The sequence below is a fragment of the Streptomyces sp. Y2F8-2 genome (assembly GCF_014905555.1).
GTDB classification, from domain to species: Bacteria; Actinomycetota; Actinomycetes; order Streptomycetales; family Streptomycetaceae; genus Streptomyces; species Streptomyces cynarae.
This window is the reverse complement of sequence record NZ_BNGS01000006.1, coordinates 505,438-521,318: the sequence shown is the minus strand read 5'-3', so window position 1 is coordinate 521,318 and position 15,881 is coordinate 505,438. Positions and strand designations below refer to the sequence as shown.

At 70.1% G+C, this 15,881-nt stretch carries 20 protein-coding genes; 16 read left to right on the top strand and 4 right to left on the bottom strand.

Annotated features, from left to right (window positions below):
- Nucleotides 1-78: 78 nt before the first annotated feature.
- From SY2F82_RS23010 to SY2F82_RS22995, 5 genes are all read left to right on the top strand, one after another.
- Nucleotides 79-822, top strand: a complete 744-nt coding sequence (locus tag SY2F82_RS23010) for a DUF2993 domain-containing protein (RefSeq protein ID WP_200421038.1) — start codon at nt 79-81, stop codon at nt 820-822.
- 274 nt (nt 823-1,096) lie between these two features.
- Entirely contained in the window at nt 1,097-1,177 is an 81-nt protein-coding gene (locus SY2F82_RS39940) for a putative leader peptide (RefSeq protein WP_355139345.1), read from the top strand.
- 143 nt (nt 1,178-1,320) lie between these two features.
- On the top strand, nt 1,321-2,166 hold the full coding sequence (locus tag SY2F82_RS23005) for a sulfurtransferase (protein WP_200421037.1): 846 nt from the start codon (nt 1,321-1,323) through the stop codon (nt 2,164-2,166).
- A 31-nt stretch (nt 2,167-2,197) separates the two neighbouring features.
- Nucleotides 2,198-2,485, top strand: a complete 288-nt coding sequence (locus tag SY2F82_RS23000) for a DUF1416 domain-containing protein (protein ID WP_103844331.1) — start codon at nt 2,198-2,200, stop codon at nt 2,483-2,485.
- An 89-nt stretch (nt 2,486-2,574) separates the two neighbouring features.
- Complete coding sequence (locus tag SY2F82_RS22995) at nt 2,575-2,832, top strand: DUF3099 domain-containing protein (RefSeq protein ID WP_103844332.1); 258 nt, start codon at nt 2,575-2,577, stop codon at nt 2,830-2,832.
- An 86-nt stretch (nt 2,833-2,918) separates the two neighbouring features.
- On the opposite strand, the gene SY2F82_RS22990 is transcribed toward SY2F82_RS22995, so the two are convergent.
- Complete coding sequence (locus SY2F82_RS22990; RefSeq protein WP_200421036.1) at nt 2,919-3,842, bottom strand: alpha/beta hydrolase; 924 nt, start codon at nt 3,840-3,842, stop codon at nt 2,919-2,921.
- 67 nt (nt 3,843-3,909) lie between these two features.
- Between SY2F82_RS22990 and SY2F82_RS22985 the strand changes: the two genes are divergently transcribed.
- Nucleotides 3,910-4,386, top strand: a complete 477-nt coding sequence (locus tag SY2F82_RS22985) for a MarR family winged helix-turn-helix transcriptional regulator (RefSeq protein ID WP_200421035.1) — start codon at nt 3,910-3,912, stop codon at nt 4,384-4,386.
- 95 nt (nt 4,387-4,481) lie between these two features.
- Here the strand turns inward: SY2F82_RS22985 and SY2F82_RS22980 are convergent, their stop codons facing one another.
- Both SY2F82_RS22980 and SY2F82_RS22975 read right to left on the bottom strand, forming a co-directional pair.
- A complete protein-coding gene (locus SY2F82_RS22980; RefSeq protein ID WP_103844335.1) occupies nt 4,482-4,844 on the bottom strand; it encodes a DsrE family protein in 363 nt (120 codons plus the stop codon).
- Between the two features lie 42 nt (nt 4,845-4,886).
- Nucleotides 4,887-5,168, bottom strand: a complete 282-nt coding sequence (locus tag SY2F82_RS22975; RefSeq protein ID WP_308437785.1) for a hypothetical protein — start codon at nt 5,166-5,168, stop codon at nt 4,887-4,889.
- Nucleotides 5,169-5,405: 237 nt separating this feature from the next.
- On the opposite strand from SY2F82_RS22975, the gene SY2F82_RS22970 reads away from it, so the two are divergent.
- The 6 genes from SY2F82_RS22970 to SY2F82_RS22945 all read left to right on the top strand — a co-directional run bounded on the left by SY2F82_RS22970 (nt 5,406) and on the right by SY2F82_RS22945 (nt 10,638).
- Nucleotides 5,406-5,981, top strand: coding sequence for an FABP family protein (locus tag SY2F82_RS22970; RefSeq protein WP_200421034.1), 576 nt, complete (start codon nt 5,406-5,408; stop codon nt 5,979-5,981).
- Between the two features lie 321 nt (nt 5,982-6,302).
- Complete coding sequence (locus SY2F82_RS22965; RefSeq protein WP_236041742.1) at nt 6,303-6,962, top strand: hypothetical protein; 660 nt, start codon at nt 6,303-6,305, stop codon at nt 6,960-6,962.
- Nucleotides 6,955-8,556, top strand: a complete 1,602-nt coding sequence (locus tag SY2F82_RS22960) for an N-6 DNA methylase (protein WP_200421032.1) — start codon at nt 6,955-6,957, stop codon at nt 8,554-8,556. The genes SY2F82_RS22965 and SY2F82_RS22960 overlap by 8 nt, the downstream gene beginning before the upstream one ends.
- A complete protein-coding gene (locus SY2F82_RS22955) occupies nt 8,553-9,203 on the top strand; it encodes a restriction endonuclease subunit S (RefSeq protein ID WP_200421031.1) in 651 nt (216 codons plus the stop codon). The genes SY2F82_RS22960 and SY2F82_RS22955 overlap by 4 nt, the downstream gene beginning before the upstream one ends.
- Nucleotides 9,204-9,224: 21 nt before the next feature.
- Nucleotides 9,225-9,662, top strand: coding sequence for a Fur family transcriptional regulator (locus SY2F82_RS22950; RefSeq protein ID WP_200421030.1), 438 nt, complete (start codon nt 9,225-9,227; stop codon nt 9,660-9,662).
- Nucleotides 9,663-9,672: 10 nt separating this feature from the next.
- A complete protein-coding gene (locus SY2F82_RS22945; RefSeq protein WP_200421029.1) occupies nt 9,673-10,638 on the top strand; it encodes a folate-binding protein YgfZ in 966 nt (321 codons plus the stop codon).
- Nucleotides 10,639-10,789: 151 nt separating this feature from the next.
- Here SY2F82_RS22945 and dtd read toward each other — a convergent pair whose 3' ends face one another.
- A complete protein-coding gene (gene dtd / locus SY2F82_RS22940; RefSeq protein ID WP_103844355.1) occupies nt 10,790-11,215 on the bottom strand; it encodes a D-aminoacyl-tRNA deacylase in 426 nt (141 codons plus the stop codon).
- Nucleotides 11,216-11,407: 192 nt separating this feature from the next.
- Between dtd and SY2F82_RS22935 the strand changes: the two genes are divergently transcribed.
- From SY2F82_RS22935 to SY2F82_RS22920, 4 genes are all read left to right on the top strand, one after another.
- Nucleotides 11,408-12,028 (top strand): AmfC protein, encoded by a 621-nt coding sequence (locus tag SY2F82_RS22935; RefSeq protein WP_200421028.1) that lies wholly within the window; start codon nt 11,408-11,410, stop codon nt 12,026-12,028.
- Between the two features lie 104 nt (nt 12,029-12,132).
- On the top strand, nt 12,133-13,113 hold the full coding sequence (locus SY2F82_RS22930; protein WP_200421027.1) for an asparaginase: 981 nt from the start codon (nt 12,133-12,135) through the stop codon (nt 13,111-13,113).
- 321 nt (nt 13,114-13,434) lie between these two features.
- Nucleotides 13,435-14,688, top strand: a complete 1,254-nt coding sequence (locus SY2F82_RS22925) for a GNAT family N-acetyltransferase (protein WP_200421026.1) — start codon at nt 13,435-13,437, stop codon at nt 14,686-14,688.
- A gap of 285 nt (nt 14,689-14,973) precedes the next feature.
- Nucleotides 14,974-15,876: a winged helix-turn-helix domain-containing protein gene (locus SY2F82_RS22920; RefSeq protein ID WP_236041740.1), complete on the top strand. Its 903-nt coding sequence runs from the start codon at nt 14,974-14,976 to the stop codon at nt 15,874-15,876.
- Nucleotides 15,877-15,881 lie beyond the last annotated feature (5 nt).

Here is a 15,881-nt window from a genome sequence, read left to right as displayed (position 1 = left end):
GGCGGGTACTGTCACGCAGGACGGCCTGCGGGTCGTCGGGACCGCTGTGACGACCGCCGACGTGGGGGACAACCGAGCATGCGCGCACTGCGAATACTGCTGATCCTCGTGGTGATCCTGGGCGGCCTCTTCGTGATCGCGGACCGCGTCGCGGTTCACTTCGCGCAGAACGAGGCGGCCGACAAGCTCAAGACCACCGAGAACCTGGCCACCACCCCGGACGTGTCCATCAAGGGCTTCCCCTTCCTCACCCAGGTCCTCTCCGGCGAGCTGGACGACGTCGAGGTCGGCATCAAGGACTACGACGCGACCACGGGCAACGGCTCCGCGAAGATCCGTATCGACGACCTGAACGCGTCGATGAAGGGCGTGACGTTCTCCGGCAGCTTCAGCTCGGCCACCGCGGCCGATGCCACCGGGACCGCGCTCATCACCTACGACGAGCTGCTGAAGACCGCCAAGTCACAGCCCACGGATGTCGCCCCCGATGTCACCGCACGGGTGATCGGCCTGTCCGACGGCGGGAACGGGAAGATCAAGGTCGCCGTCAAGGTCGAGGCGCCCGCTCTCGGCATCAAGCTGCCGAACCCGGTCTACGTGCTCAGCTCGGTCACCGCCCAGGGCAACACCGTCAGGGTGCACGCCGACAACCTGCCCGAGCTCGCCGGCATGGAGGTCGCCGGCTCCCGGATCCGGACCATCACCGACTTCCAGCAGCGCATCGACCAGCTCCCCGGCGGCATCAAGCTCGACAAGGTCCAGGCCGCGAAGGACGGCGTGGAAATCACGGTGAAGGGTTCGGACGTCCGGCTCGCCGGGTAGGACGATCGGCGACCGCGACGACCGGGAACCGATGACGGCAGCGACGGCAGGCCCCGAAGGCGGGCGCAGGCCGGGCCCGGACCGGGCGCTCGGACCGATTGTCCGATGGGCGAGACGCCCACGTCCGTAACGTAGATGAGGTGCGGGACGCGTACGCCCGGGAGCCGTGCGGCGACCGCCCGGCAGCGCATCCGATCCCACATGGCGGACGATCGCATCTCACCATTCGACACGCCGGTGACACGCCCCGTGCCCGGTCCCTACGATCGACCCCATGCAGCGACAGGCGGATCTCACGAAGCGGCGGGCAGTAGACCTGTGCCGCGTCGCCGCCATGCTCTGTCGCACTTCCTGAGCGGGAGGGTTCCACTCCCGTATCCCGGCCCCGGCTCCTGACACAGGGCCACTCGTGCGCCGCGTACGCCACCGCGACACCGCGTACCCGCACCCCTTCTGACTCGCAACGCCCCGCCGCAACTGCCCCGGAGGAGAAGAAGCATGAGCCGCAGCGACGTCCTGGTAGACGCCGACTGGGTCGAGCAGCACCTGGACGACCCCAAGGTCGTCGTCGTCGAGGTCGACGAGGACACCACGGCGTACGAGAAGAACCACATCAAGAACGCTGTCCGCATCGACTGGAAGCAGGACCTCCAGGACCCGGTCCGCCGCGACTTCGTCAACCAGGAGCAGTTCGAGGCGCTCCTGTCGGAGAAGGGCATCGCCAACGACGACACGGTCGTCCTCTACGGCGGCAACAACAACTGGTTCGCGGCCTACGCCTACTGGTACTTCAAGCTCTACGGCCACGAGGACGTCCGTCTCCTCGACGGCGGCCGCAAGAAGTGGGAGCTGGACGCCCGCGAGCTGGTCGACGGCACCGAGGTGCCCGAGCGCGCGAAGACCGAGTACAAGGCCAAGCCGCAGGACGCCTCGATCCGCGCCTTCCGCGACGAGGTCGTCGACGCGATCGGCACCAAGAACCTGGTCGACGTCCGCTCGCCCGACGAGTTCTCCGGCAAGCTGCTCGCCCCGGCGCACCTGCCGCAGGAGCAGTCGCAGCGTCCCGGCCACGTCCCGAGCGCCAAGAACATCCCTTGGTCGAAGTCGGCCAACGACGACGGCACCTTCAAGTCCGACGAGGAGCTGAAGGAGCTGTACCAGTCCGAGGGCGTGGACCTGGCCAAGGACACCATCGCCTACTGCCGCATCGGTGAGCGCTCTGCGCACACCTGGTTCGTGCTGCACGAGCTGCTCGGCCAGGAGAACGTCAAGAACTACGACGGTTCCTGGACGGAGTACGGCTCCCTGGTGGGCGTGCCGATCGAGCTCGGCGCCGGTAAGTAAGACCGACCTCTCAGAAAAGACGGAGAAGCACATGTGTGGAGCGAAGGCCGGCGGCCCCGACGCCTCGACGATCAAGCCCGGTGAGACCACCATCCAGGGCCAGGTGACCCGCAACGGCGAGCCCGTGACCGGGTACGTGCGCCTCCTGGACTCGACCGGCGAGTTCACCGCCGAGGTCCCCACCTCGGCGACCGGACAGTTCCGCTTCTATGCGGCCGAGGGCACCTGGACCGTACGCGCCCTGGTGCCGGGCGGCACCGCGGACCGTACCGTCGTCGCCCAGAAGGGCGGCCTCGCGGAGGTCGCGATCGCGGTCTGAGCAGCACCGCGCATGGCTGAAGGGCCGCACCCACGGGTTGGACACCTCGGGTGCGGTCCTTCCGCATGTCCGCGGGGCATAGTGAAGGTATGTACGCACGACGACGCCACGTGTACTTCGCCATGATGGGCACCTGCCTGGCGCTGTTCGTCCTGGCCTGGGGAGTCGTGCGCATCTGGTCGGTTCCGGCGGCGGTGGGCATGTGCGTGGTCGCGATGGTGATCCCGCCCCTGGCCGCGATGGTCGCGAACCGCCGGGGCCCCGAGGACCGCTGGTGGGACGACCCGTCCGGGGATCCGCAGTCCGACGAGTGGTGGGACGAGCTGGACGGCAAGAAGCGGCGATAGCCCTGCGACGGCGGCGAGGCCCCCGGTTCACCACCCGGTGGTCCGGCGTCCCCGACCGTGGTCCGTGTGAGACCGGCCGTCGGCTTTCAGCCTGCCGACGTGTGTGCCGTGCCCCTGGTGCGGATGTGCTGACTGAGAAAGAGAGCGGCGCGCTCCAGCGCCTCGTCGGCTTCGTCCAGAACGCCGGCGAACGCCTGGAAGACATGGGGAACGTCAGCGGTGATGTCCAGGATGACGTCCACTCCGGCCTCCCTCGCGCGCGTGGCCATGCGTGTGGAGTCGTCCAGGAGCATTTCGTTGGTGCCCGCCTGCAGAAGTATCGGGGGGAAGCCGGTCAGGTCGGCGAGGGTGGCGGGGCTCAGCATGGGCTGGTGCGGGTCCTGCCCCGCAAGGTACATGGTCCCGGTGTGCTCCATGCCCTCACGCGTGAAGAACGGGTCGATGCCCGCCTTGGTGTCCATGCTCTCGCCTGTCCGGGTCATGTCGAGTCCGGGGGAGAACGCCACGATTGCGGCGGGCATGGGCAGGCCCGCGTCTCGGGCGGCGAGGCAGGTGGTGACGGTGAGGCCGCCACCGGCGGAGTCCCCGGCGAACGCGATCGCCGAAGGGTCTTCGCCGCTGCCGAGAAGTGCGCGGTAGGCGCTCAGCCCGTCCTCGATCGCGGCCGGGAACGGATGCTCAGGGGCGAGCCGGTAATCCAACGAGAATGCCCTGAACCCTGTTCTGGTCACCAGGTTCCCCGTCAGCGACATCGCCGTCTCCGGTGAACCGACCACGTAGGAGCCGCCGTGAAAGTAGAGGATCGTCCCTGCTTTCGGAGTGCCGGCCGGCTCGACGAGCACCGCAGGCCGATCGCCGAGCGTCGCGGTCCGGGTGCGGATCCCGGCCGGGACGATCATTTCCCCCATCATCGCCCTGAACCCGGCGCGAAGCTCCTCCACCGACCGAGGGCCCTCCGGCTGAGGCCGTCGGACCATCGCGTCGATCTCCGCGCGCTGTTGTCTGCTCATTGCCGCCCCCTCGTCAAGTAAATGCCAAGGAAGTATATGCCTAGGCATCTAAGCTAGAATATATGCCATGGCATCCAAGTCAAGCGGTGGCCGGGTCGACCTCCCGGGCTTCTTCTCCGATCTGGTCCGCTGCGAGACGCGCCTCTACAACGCGCTGAACGACCGTCTGCGCCAGCGGCACGGGATCGTCACCTCGCAGTACGAGTTCCTGCGCTTCCTGCGCGACCACCCCGGCTCCCGGGTGGCGGACATCGCCGCCGAGTTCGCCATCGGGATCGGTGCGACCAGCAAGGGCATCGACCGCCTGGAGAAGCAGGCATGGGTCATACGGCGAACCAATCCATCGGATCGCCGCTCATCGCTGCTGGACCTGACCGATGACGGCCTGCAACTCGTCGAGGCGGCGGAGGCGACCTTCACCGAAACGCTGGCCGAGCTGACCGCGGACACCCTCGGCAGCCCCTCAGGACCCGCCGCCGCGCAGATCCTCTCGGAGCTCCGCTCCGTGCTCGAACGCGACCAGATCGGCCTGCCCACGGGCTGACCGGCATGCGCATCCAGTGCGACTGCCCGTCGGTCGGGTGATCAGGGTTCGTACGAGGGTGAGTCCCGCGGATTGCTCGCGACTCGATGCGCGCCCTAGTAGACGAGCGCCTGCGTGTCGTCCGCGAGCGACTCCTGGACGAAGACCTGCGCGCCCGCGATCCGTACGCCCTCGATGACGTCCTTCTCCGTGATCTCGCGGCGGGCCGCACACTGGGTGCACAGGGTGATCCGGCCGGCCGCCATGATCGACTCGATCAGGTCGGGTAGCGGCGCGGCGTGCGGCAGCTCGAACTCGGCGGCCCGGCCCGGCAGCGCGAACCACGACGACTCACCGGTCAGCCAGAGCGAGACGTCCACGCCGCTGGCGACGGCGACCGCCGCCACCGTGAACGCCTGAGAGCAGCGCTCGGGCGCGTCGGCCCCCGCCGTCACCTTGATCACGAGCTTCTTGGCCATGCCCGCAGCCTAGTCCTGCCGGGGTGAAGGCGGTGGGCCCGGTCAGGCGCGGTGCTCCTGGTTGTGGTGGCGGCGCAGCAGGACGTTGGCGTCCGTCTCGGTGCTGCCGTCGTACTCCGCCCGCGCGACCTCCCGCCGCGCGGCCGGCTCCTCGCACGTCGCACATCCCCGGACGGGCAGTGGCGGGCGGCTGGTGTCGTCGGCGGCCCGGGCACGCTCGTTCGCGGCCCGCACCCCGGCGCCGATCCGCTCCCGCTGGGTGGCGGGGCGAAGGGCATCGGGGTCGGCCTGCCACTCCCGGCCGCCGCCGACCGGGCGCAGCATGGCGTACGGCGAGGTCAAGCGGACCTGACAAAGAGGGCCGGGACCCACCCGACTACAGTGGGACATGGCCCTGTGTACGTGTACCGCGCTCATCCGAGGAGCACCCCGTGGAGATCTTCTTCGAAACCCTGCTGGTCCTGGTCTGCGTCGGCGTGCTCGCCTTCGCCGGGCTGACCGTGAAGAAGCTCTTCGAGGGCCAGCGCTGACCCCCACGCCATCCACGACGAAAAGCTGCTCATGATCGAGATCCCGTCCGACCTCCACAAGGACCTCGTCCCGCTCGCCTTCCTGCTCGGGAACTGGACCGGCGCGGGTGTGCACGACTTCCCCGGCTCCGAGAAGTGCAACTTCGGGCAGGAGGTCTCCTTCACCCACGACGGCCGGGACTTCCTGGAGTACCACTCGCACACCTGGGTGCTGGACGGCGACGGGAACAAGGTCAGGCCGCTGGAATCGGAGTCCGGCTACTGGTGGATCGACGCGGACCGCAAGGTCGAGGTGACCATGGTCCGCAACGACGGTGTCGTCGAGGTCTGGTACGGCGAGCTGGCGCACCAGAAGCCGCAGATCGACCTGGCGACGGACGCGGTGGCCCGTACGGCGGCCTCGGGCCCGTACACCGGTGGCAAGCGCCTGTACGGCTACGTCAACAGCGACCTGATGTGGGTCGGCGAGAAGCAGACCCCGGAGGTCGAGCTGCGTCCGTACATGTCGGCCCACCTGAAGAAGGTCGTCACCCCGGAGGACGTCGAGCGATGGGCGAAGGCCCTCCCGGACGACCTCCCGGACGACGGCATCGCGTTCTTCAAGTAGAGCAAGCAGCAAGGACAGGGCCTCGCAGGCGTCTGCGAGGCCCTGTTTCACACCCCCGAGGGGGTTAACAGAATCAACTGCACTGCAATGCACTTGAGTTCCGGCGGTACTAGCCGCTATCGTAGAGACGAACGCACGGAACCCCGGCCGCAACTGGAATGCGGCCGGGGTTCCCGATAAGCCGTGCTCTGGGTGGCATGCAAAGCAGAGGCGGCCCAGAACGTTCGTCATCGACTGTAGCACAGTCAGTCCATTTCCGTGAGGAGCAAACGTCCCGGGCATCCGTATGCCTGGAAGAAGGGGGGAACGGTGGTGGACGGGATGCCCGAATGGATGACGCGGTCCTTCTCCATGCCGCGGCTGAGGCCTTATCTGCGGGCTTCCGGCGGCGACGCCCAAGCCGCGATGCGGCTCTACCAGTGGAACCTCGAGGCGTCGGCCGCTCTGTACGTGCCGTTGCACTGCGTCGAACTGGCGGTCCGCAACGCCCTGCACGACTGTTTGGTCGCCGCGTACGGCCGGCCTGACTGGTGGAGCACGGCGCCGCTCAACGACGGAGGCAGGGGGCTCGTCGGCAAGGCGCGTGCCAAGTCCGAGCGGAACGAGGAGCAGCGGGCCAAGGAGCAGCGGCGGCCGAAGCGGCCGGTCACCGCTGACGACGTCGTCACGGAGCTCAGTTTCGGTTTCTGGGCCGCCCTGCTCGTGTCGCGCTACGACCGGGTCTTCTGGGTGCCCACCCTGCACAAGGCGTTCCCGTACCACTCCGGCCGTCGCGACGCCCTGTACGAGGACCTGTGGTCCCTGGTCCGCCTGCGCAACCGCGTCATGCACCATGAGCCCATCCACGACGGGGACCTCGAATCCGACCATGCCAGGATCTACCGGGTCCTGGGTGCGCTCGGTCCGGACCTGGCCAAGGAGGTCTGGGCGATGGACCGGTTCCGGTCCGTACTCGAAGGGAGGGAGGGCGCCCTTGACTGACGTCGGCGATGTTCTCGTCTCGCGCTCCGACATCGCCCGGATGGCGGGGGTGCGGCGTCCCGCCGTCACCAACTGGGAGCGACGGCACCCGGACTTTCCGGCGCCCGTCACTCAGGACGAGGGGGGCACGGAGCCCGATGCGTTCCGTGCCGGTGAGGTCCTGGAGTGGCTGTCCGGCCGCACCATCCCGTCCAACGCGCTCCAGCCGGGCGAGCCCGCAGGAACGACCTACGGCGACCGCTTCCGCTCGGCCCTGCGCGGCGGACCGTCCGGCAGCCTGCTCCCGGCGGTCGAGCAACTGGCGTGGCGGGACGCGGACCGGTTGCGCGGCCGGCTACGCATGTCCGACTACGTGAACCTGCTGCTGTCCCTCGTGTTCGTCCAGAGCGAGGAGAGGGAGCGGTGGGCGCAGTACGTCGAGCATCCGGGGCTTGCCCTGATGGATCTGGACATGGCGGACGGCTATGGACTGACGCTGCTCTCCGACGTCGTCCGGTTCCTGGACCACAGTCCGCCCGCGTCCCGTGACGAGAGCCGGCAGGCCTTCGACCGCCTTCTCGCGCTCCTCCGGGACACTGACGCGACAGCGGCCGACGAGTTCTTCACACCCCCTTCGGTGAGCCGGGTCATGGCCCGTGCCCTGACCGGCGGCGGCCCCACGGCGAAGCGGTTGCACGACCCCTTCTGCCGAAGCGGGGAGCTGCTGGCCGGATACCTCGACGCAGTCGTCGAGAGAGGAGGCACGGCCCCGGATGAGGTGAGCGGCAGGGGGACGGGGGAGGCGGCGTTGCGGCTCGCGCGTATGAACCTCAGGCTCCGAGGTGTCGCCAGGCCCCATATCCGGCTGGGTTCCCGGGCCCCTTCCCAGGGCCCTTCCGATCCACCCGGATCGTTCGACGCGGTGATCACGAATCCGCCGTTCGCCATTCGTGTCGACAATGCTGTCTCTCCTCCGGAGTACTGGTGGTACGGCGTGACGCGCGACGGGGACTTCGACTGGCTGCAGTACGTCGTCTCGCGTCTCGCCCCTGGCGGCCGGGCCGCCGTTCTCATGCCCGCCGGAGCCTCATTCCGCAGCGGCGCCGTAGGGCGGGCGAGGGCCCGTATGGTCGAGGACGGCGTCGTGGAGTGCGTGATGGCCCTGCCCTCCCAGCTCTTCGAACTGACCCGCATCCAGACGCACGTCTGGTTCCTGCGCTCTCCTCGGGGACGGTCGGAGGAAGTCCTCTTCGTGGACGGGTCCGGGCTCGGTCGCATGGCAGGGCGCAACCGCCGTTCGTTGTCGGACGGCGACGTCGACCGACTGGTGCACGCATACGCATCGTGGCGTCAGGCCAGGGAGGCGGGGCGGGACCACGCCGGTACACCGGGGATCAGCAGGGTGGTGGACCCTGAGGAGATCGCGGCGCTCGACTACCGTGTGGACCCGCCTGTGCTCGTGCATGGTGACGCGCGGATGGACGCCGCAGCCGTCGACCCGGCCGCGGCGAGGCGCCGACTGGCACAGCTGTCGGAGGAGCTCGGCAGGCTGGGCGTACAGGCGCGGGCCGCCGACAGCGCCCTCGAAGAACGGCTGAGGAGGTACGGACTGTGACCGGCCTGAGCCAGGGCCCGACCCCTCTGCCCGCGGGGTGGCAGCGCCTCGCCCTCAGGGAGCTGTGTTCGTTGCAAGTGGGACCGCACATCCGCCCGGACGACCGTACGGGGACGGACGACGGTGTACCGCTCGTCCTGCCCAGGGACCTGGTCCACCGGCGGATCGCGCAGGCCGAGCGTGTCGGCCTGGCCCCGGCCAGGGCACGCACCCTGGAGCGATACCGGCTCGCCGAGGGAGACGTGCTCATCACCCGGACCGGTACGGTCGGCCGATGTGCCCTGGTGACCGGGGAGCAGGAGCAGTGGCTGTACACACAGATGGTCCGCCTGCGGCTCGGCACCCCTGACCTGTCCTTGGCGGCGTACCTCACCGGGTACCTGAGCGCGGGCGCCGCCCAGAGGTGGATGGAAAGGCGCTCGGCCGGGGCGACGATCCCCTCGATCAGTCTGCGTGACCTGGGCGATCTCCCGGTGCTGCTCCCTCCGCGCGCCGAACGGAAGGCCATCGGCGAGACCCTCGCCGCACTGGACGAGAAGGTCCGCGTCCATACGGAGATCGCCCGGGCGACAAGCGAGTACCGCGGCCTGCTCGCCGACCTGCTGATGACGGGGGCGCTGTCGTTCGGAGCCGACCCGGGGCCGTGACGGAGCCCTAGACTGGACGTCGTGGTGAGCACCGACTGGAAGAGCGATCTGCGGCAGCGCGGCTACCGGCTGACCCCGCAGCGGCAACTCGTGCTCGAAGCCGTGGACACACTGGAGCACGCGACCCCCGACGACATCCTCAGCGAGGTGAGGAAGACGGCGTCGGGGGTCAACATTTCCACCGTGTACCGGACCCTGGAGCTCCTGGAGGAACTCGGGCTGGTCAGCCACGCCCACCTCGGGCACGGCGCGCCGACGTACCACCTCGCGGACCGGCACCACCACATCCACCTGGTCTGCCGGGACTGTCAGAACGTGATCGAGGCGGATGTCGCGGTGGCGGCCGAGTTCACCGCCAAGCTGCGCGAGACGTTCGGCTTCGACACTGACATGAAGCACTTCGCGATCTTCGGCCGGTGCAGGGACTGCTCGCTCAAGAGTTCAACTACCCCGTCGTAGGCTTGAGACCATGAAGAGTCCCCTGCTGTCCCTGCCCGGCGCCGTCCCCGCCGAGGGCGTGGACGAAGGCGTCGCCGCCCACTACGGCGACCTGTTCCGCGAGCAGCGCGCCCTTGCCGACGGCTCCGGATTCGTGGACCTCTCGCATCGCGGTGTCGTCACCGTCAGCGGCGAGGACCGGCTGAGCTGGCTGCACCTGCTGCTCACCCAGCACGTCAGCGAACTGCCCCCGCACCGGGCCACCGAGGCGCTGATCCTCTCGGCGCACGGTCACATCGAGTACGCCCTGTACCTGGTCGACGACGGCGAGACGGTCTGGGCGCATGTCGAACCCGGCACCCAGGGCGCGCTGATCGCGTACCTGGAGTCGATGAAGTTCTTCTACCGCGTCGAAGTCGCCGACCGGACGGACGACTTCGCGGTGGTGCACCTGCCGGCCGGTTCGATCGCCGAGGCGCCCGAGGGAGTGCTGGTCCGCGAGACGCCGTACGGCCGTGACCTGTTCCTGCCGCGCGCGGACCTGGAGTCGTACGCGGAGAGGAACGGCCCCGCGGCCGGCATCCTCGCCTACGAGGCGCTGCGCGTGGAGCAGCACCGCCCGCGCCTGGGCTTCGAGACCGACCACCGCACCATCCCGCACGAGCTGGGCTGGATCGGCACCGCCGTCCACCTCCAGAAGGGCTGCTACCGCGGCCAGGAGACGGTCGCCCGCGTCCAGAACCTGGGCAAGCCGCCGCGCCGCCTGGTCTTCCTCCACCTCGACGGCAGCGAGGTCCACCTGCCCCCGCACGGCACGGAACTCCGCCTCGCGGACGACGGCCCCGACGGCCGCAAGATCGGCTTCGTGACGACGTCGGTACGCCACCACGAACTCGGCCCGGTCGCCCTGGCCCTGGTCAAACGGAACGTGCCCGTGGACGCGAGGCTCCTGGCCGGAGAGACGGCGGCCGCGCAGGAGGTCGTGGTCGAGCCGTAGTCCCGCGACCGCGGGTCGGTCGTGGCTGGTCGCGCCCAGGCGGCGGAGCCGCACATCGATACAGCCCCGCGCCCCTTGGGGAGCCGCAGTGCCGTCGACTTCGTGGCGCCGTGGGCTGCGCTGCCTCCCTCGGACCCGCACCCCCGGCGCCCTAGATCTCGAGCAGCACCGTGAACGGGCCGTCGTTCGTCAACGACACCCGCATCGCCGCTCCGAACCGCCCCGTCGCCACCGTCGCCCCCAGCGCCCGCAGCTGCGCGACCACCTCGTCGACCAGCGGCTCGGCGACATCGCCGGGGGCGGCCGCGTTCCAGGTCGGGCGGCGCCCCTTGCGGGCGTCGCCGTACAGCGTGAACTGGCTGATCACCAGCAGCGGCGCGTCGATGTCGGAGCAGGACCTCTCGTCGTGCAGCATGCGGATCGACCACAGCTTGCGGGCGAGCTGGGCCGCCTTCTCCTTGGTGTCGTCGTGCGTCACCCCGACGAGCACGCACAGCCCCTCGCCGCTGATCTCGCCGACCGTCTCACCGTCCACGACGACGCTCGCGCCGTCGACCCTCTGCACCACCGCACGCATGAGGACCATGATGCCGTGCGGCTCGGCGGCGCCGGGACAGGGCCAACTGGTCGTTCCGCCTTGACCCTCAACACCGCCATCCGGGCTGTCCATGGTCACTTGGCCACATTACGGCTACTTGCAGTGGCACGATGCGTGTGTTAGCGGCGCATCCGTGGGGGGTGCCGCGCCGGTCGAGGGGACGGTAGGTACATGAGCACACCGAGTACCGGGCAGCAGCCCGCCCGTACGGCAACCATGGCGGAGTGCCGGGCGCCCGTGCAGCGCACGGACAGCCCCCCGCTGCCCTCGGATCCCCCCCAGGGCTCTCCGAGCAGGGCGCACCCGCAGGAGCACAGCCTGTCCGGCCTGGGACTGCCGGAGCTGCGCGCGCTGCGCCGGGACGCCCAGCGGGACGAGGCGGACCTCAGTTACGTACGGCGGCTGTTGCAGGGCCGCATCGACATCCTGCGTGCGGAGCTGGCCCGCCGCGGGGGCGGCGCGGCGCCCGACGGGGTCATGGAACGGCTTCCGGAGATCCTCAGGGACGCCCCCGCCCGCCAGCGGTCCTCGGCCCGGCATGTGACGCTCGGCACACCGCACGGCGAGGAGTACCGGCGGCTGGCGGCCGAGATGCTCGCCGAGGTGGAGCTGTCGGACCTCCAGGCGCGTACGGACGAGGAGTTGGGCGCGGGGATGGGGCGGCTCGTGCGCTACGAGCAGCAGGTCTCCCGGCGGCGGCAGGACGTGCAGCGCACGGCGGACGACTGCAGTGCCGAGATCGCCCGCAGGTACCGTGAAGGAGAAGCGCAAGTAGACGACCTGCTCACGTGACGCCAGGGCCCCGGTATCCCGGGGCCCTGGCGTGCCCGCCGCCCGGGAGGGAACCCGTCCCGGGCCGTGCCGGCCAGGTCCCGTCCCGAAGGGCAGCCCCACCCATGTCGACTTCCGCCCAGCCCGCCATGTCCGCCGTGTCCTCCGCGCCCCCGGTGCTCGCCGAGGTGGTGCGGTCCGGGTTCGTCGAGGGACGGCACCGGGGGAGTCTGGTGGTGCTCGCCGAGGACGGTTCCGTGGAGTTCGCGCTCGGCGACGTGACAGCACCCGTCTTCCCGCGTTCGTCGAACAAGCCGATGCAGGCGGCCGGTGTGCTGCGCGCCGGCCTGGACCTGACGGGGGAGCGGCTCGCGCTCGCGGCGGCGAGCCACTCGGGCGAGACGTTCCACCTGGACCTGGTGCGGAAGATGCTGGCGGAGCACGGGCTGGCCCCCGAGCGCCTGCAGTGCCCGCCGGACCTGCCGCTGGACCCGCAGGAGGCGGAGGCCTACCTGGCCTCGGGCGCCGTCCGCGAGCGGGTCACCATGAACTGCTCCGGCAAGCACACGGCGATGCTGGCGGCGTGCGCGCTGCGGGACTGGCCGCTGGAGACGTACCTCGCCCCCGAGCACCCTCTTCAGCAGCTGATCCACTCCGTGGTGGAGGAGGCCGCCGGGGAGCCGGTGGCGGCGGTGGGCACGGACGGCTGCGGGGCACCGCTGATGGCGATCAGCCTCACCGGCCTGGCCCGCGCCTACCGTTCCTTCGTCCTGGCGGCCCCGGGCACGGCGGAACGCCACGTGGCGGACGCGATGCGGGCACACCCGGAGTACGTGGCGGGCACGCGCCGCCCCGACACCTGGCTGATGCGCGAGATACCGGGCGCCCTGTCGAAGATGGGCGCGGAGGCGGTCCAGGCGGTCGCCCTCCCGGACGGCCGCGCCCTGGCCTTCAAGATCGACGACGGCGCGACCCGGACCCTGGGCCCCGTCCTGTCCAGGGCACTGACCCTGATGGGGGTGGAGGCCCCGGTGCTCCAGCGGATCGGCAGGGCACCGCTGCTGGGCGGAGGCCGTGAGGTGGGGGAGATACGAGCGGTCTTCTAGCAGAGTGCTTCGTGCTCTGCGGGGACGAGAGGGCGGGGAGCGCGGTCCGGGCGATGAGCGTGGTCCGGGGCGATGTGCGTGGTCCGGGGCGACGAGCCTGGTCCCGGGGGCGATGAGCGGGACCCGGGACGATGAGCGGGACCCGGGGGGACAAGCCTGCTCCGGGGGTGACGAGCGTGGTCCGGGGCGATGTGCGGGATTCGGGGCGACGAGCCGGGTCCGGGGGCGACGAGCCGGGTCCGGGGGAGACGAGCGGGGTCCGGCGGCGGGCTGTCGTAAATCCACGCGACACCCCCAGCCCCGCCCTCCTACCGTGACCCCATGAGCCGCCATCCTCAGGACCTCGACGTACGCCCCATCACCGACTCCGAGATCCCCGACTGGATCCGTGCCCTGCACACCGGGTTCCTCCACTCCCCCTACGTCTCCGACCAGGAGCTCGCCGTCCGCGGCGGCAACATCACCCCCGCCCGCACCCTCGCGGCCTTCGACGACGCCCGCTGTGTCGCCACCTTCCGCTCCTTCCCGCAGGAGCTGACAGCCGTCGGCGGCGCACTGGTCCCCGCCGACGCCATCACCAACGTCTCCGTCACCGCCACCCACCGCCGCCGCGGCCTTCTGACGCGCATGATGGCCCTCGACCTCGCCGCGGCGAAGGAGCGCGGCGACGTCGTCGCCACCCTCACCGCCGCCGAATACCCCATCTACGGCCGTTACGGCTTCGGCCCGGCCGCCCACACCGCCGAGTGGACCATCGACGTCCCCCGCACCGGCCTCGAGCGCCACCGCCCGGTCCTCGACGACGGTCGCATAGACCTCGTGGACGCGGACGACGTCCGCAAACTCGGCCCCGAGCTGCACGAGCGCTTCCGTCGCGCCATGCCCGGCGCGGTCTCCCGCGGCGACCGCTGGTGGCAGCTCAACACGGGCGCCCTGCGCTTCGACGACGACTGGACGGAACCCTTCTACGCCGTCCACCGCTCCGCCTCCGGGGAGATCGACGGTCTCGCCACCTATGTGAGCGACGACCACTGGGGCGACGGCAAGCGGCCGCTGCAGACCGCGACCGTGAAGGGTCTGATCACGACCAGCCCCAGCGCCGAACGCGCCCTGTGGCACTACCTGTGCTCGCTCGACTGGGTCACCACCGTGAAGTCCGGCAACCGCGCCCCGGACGACCTGCTGCCCCACTTCCTCCCCGACCCGCGTGCGGCCCGCCTCACCACGTACGCGGACACGCTGTGGGTACGGGTCCTGGACGTCGTACGCGCCCTGGAGGCACGCACCTACGCGACGTCCGGCACGCTCGTCCTGGAGGTGGTCGACGAGGCCGGGCTCGCCGGCGGCCGTTACCGGCTCCAGGCGGGGCCCGACGGCGCCGAGTGCCGGCCCACCGACCAGGAGCCCCAACTGACCCTCCCGGTGGGCGAGTTGGCGACCCTGTGGCTGGGGGACGAGTCCGCGGTGCGGCTCGCGGCGCTCGGTCGGGTACGGGAACAGCAAAAGGGCGCCGCCTCCGTCGCCGACGCCCTGCTGCGTACGTCCAGGCGACCGTGGTGCCCGGACATCTTCTGAGCCTCTACGGGCTCTCGGGTGGTGCTCCTTCCGTGCGGGTGGTGGCTGCTGTGCTTGTTCATCCGTAGCGATTCAGTTGTGGTTGTGGTGCACGCCGGGCTCCCGGCTCCCCTCCGGAAGGGAGCCCGGTCACTCGTACGACCATGTTGGTCAGGAGCACTCAAGCTCGTTCAACTTTCCCGGAGTTGGCGACCAACTCCACCTGACTTATCTCCACTTGGAGTCGTCTCATAACCACCTTCTTCTGAACTGCCGGAAGATGGCGTGAAGTTGTACGGTTCAATCGTGGAGCCGGAACACGCTGCCGCGAGCGGGCGGAAGAAGTCACAACGGCCACAGAGATCGCACCACGAGGTGGCCGACGAGCTGCGCAGCCGGATCAGGTCGGGGGTGCTGCGACCGGGCCAGCGCATGCCCACGCAGGCCAAGCTGGCGGACGAGTTCGGCGTGGAGCGGGGAGCCGTGCGCCAGGCGCTGCGCATCCTGCAGTCCGAGCAACTGCTCACCAACGTCTCCAAGGGCAGCCCGGCGACCGTGGCGCACCACGCGGGGAGGGCGCAGACCGGGCCCCAGGCCCCGCCACAGCCCACCATGGTGGCGCTGGCCCCGCGGATATCCGCCGCCTTCACGGCGCCGCACGTGGAGATCGACGCCCTGTGCCTGACGGCGGTGTCGCTGACGCTCGCGATGAGCGAGCCGTTGCGCGAGATTCACGCGGGGCGCATAGAACCGGCCAAGGTCGACGTACGCGTACTGCTGCCCAGCGGCCGTATCGACCTGGCGTTCCCCACACCGGTGGAGGGCACGGACGGCGACCGCCTGCACCGCCGTTGGCTGGCCCAGCGCAACGCCCAGGGCCAGGTCCTCAGGCACAACCTGCTGGCGCTGCGCAGCACCCACGGCATCGACGCGCGCGTCTCCTTCCGCGCCCTGCCGTTCACACCGCCGGTCAAGCTGTACCTGATCAACGGTGCCGAGGCGCTCTTCGCGTACTACACGCTGACCCGGCGCGAGGCGGAGATCGACCAGGAGCACCTGCAGCTGTACGACGCGGAGGGGACCCGGTCGATGCTGTTCCCGTTCGCGCAGGGGGCCGGGCTGCGGGACACGACGTTCGTGGAGCAGTCGCACCTGTGGTTCAACGCCCTGTGGGAGACGATCAGCTCGGAGCTGGATCTCGGCCTCTGACCTGG

Coding starts and splice junctions, on each gene's coding strand:
- SY2F82_RS23010 (WP_200421038.1), top strand. CDS start 79: ATGCGCGCACTGCGAATACTGCTGATCCTCGTGGTGATCCTGGGCGGC.
- SY2F82_RS39940 (WP_355139345.1), top strand. CDS start 1,097: ATGCAGCGACAGGCGGATCTCACGAAGCGGCGGGCAGTAGACCTGTGC.
- SY2F82_RS23005 (WP_200421037.1), top strand. CDS start 1,321: ATGAGCCGCAGCGACGTCCTGGTAGACGCCGACTGGGTCGAGCAGCAC.
- SY2F82_RS23000 (WP_103844331.1), top strand. CDS start 2,198: ATGTGTGGAGCGAAGGCCGGCGGCCCCGACGCCTCGACGATCAAGCCC.
- SY2F82_RS22995 (WP_103844332.1), top strand. CDS start 2,575: ATGTACGCACGACGACGCCACGTGTACTTCGCCATGATGGGCACCTGC.
- SY2F82_RS22990 (WP_200421036.1), bottom strand. CDS start 3,842: ATGAGCAGACAACAGCGCGCGGAGATCGACGCGATGGTCCGACGGCCT.
- SY2F82_RS22985 (WP_200421035.1), top strand. CDS start 3,910: ATGGCATCCAAGTCAAGCGGTGGCCGGGTCGACCTCCCGGGCTTCTTC.
- SY2F82_RS22980 (WP_103844335.1), bottom strand. CDS start 4,844: ATGGCCAAGAAGCTCGTGATCAAGGTGACGGCGGGGGCCGACGCGCCC.
- SY2F82_RS22975 (WP_308437785.1), bottom strand. CDS start 5,168: ATGCTGCGCCCGGTCGGCGGCGGCCGGGAGTGGCAGGCCGACCCCGAT.
- SY2F82_RS22970 (WP_200421034.1), top strand. CDS start 5,406: ATGATCGAGATCCCGTCCGACCTCCACAAGGACCTCGTCCCGCTCGCC.
- SY2F82_RS22965 (WP_236041742.1), top strand. CDS start 6,303: ATGCCCGAATGGATGACGCGGTCCTTCTCCATGCCGCGGCTGAGGCCT.
- SY2F82_RS22945 (WP_200421029.1), top strand. CDS start 9,673: ATGAAGAGTCCCCTGCTGTCCCTGCCCGGCGCCGTCCCCGCCGAGGGC.
- dtd (WP_103844355.1), bottom strand. CDS start 11,215: ATGCGTGCGGTGGTGCAGAGGGTCGACGGCGCGAGCGTCGTCGTGGAC.
- SY2F82_RS22935 (WP_200421028.1), top strand. CDS start 11,408: ATGAGCACACCGAGTACCGGGCAGCAGCCCGCCCGTACGGCAACCATG.
- SY2F82_RS22930 (WP_200421027.1), top strand. CDS start 12,133: ATGTCGACTTCCGCCCAGCCCGCCATGTCCGCCGTGTCCTCCGCGCCC.
- SY2F82_RS22925 (WP_200421026.1), top strand. CDS start 13,435: ATGAGCCGCCATCCTCAGGACCTCGACGTACGCCCCATCACCGACTCC.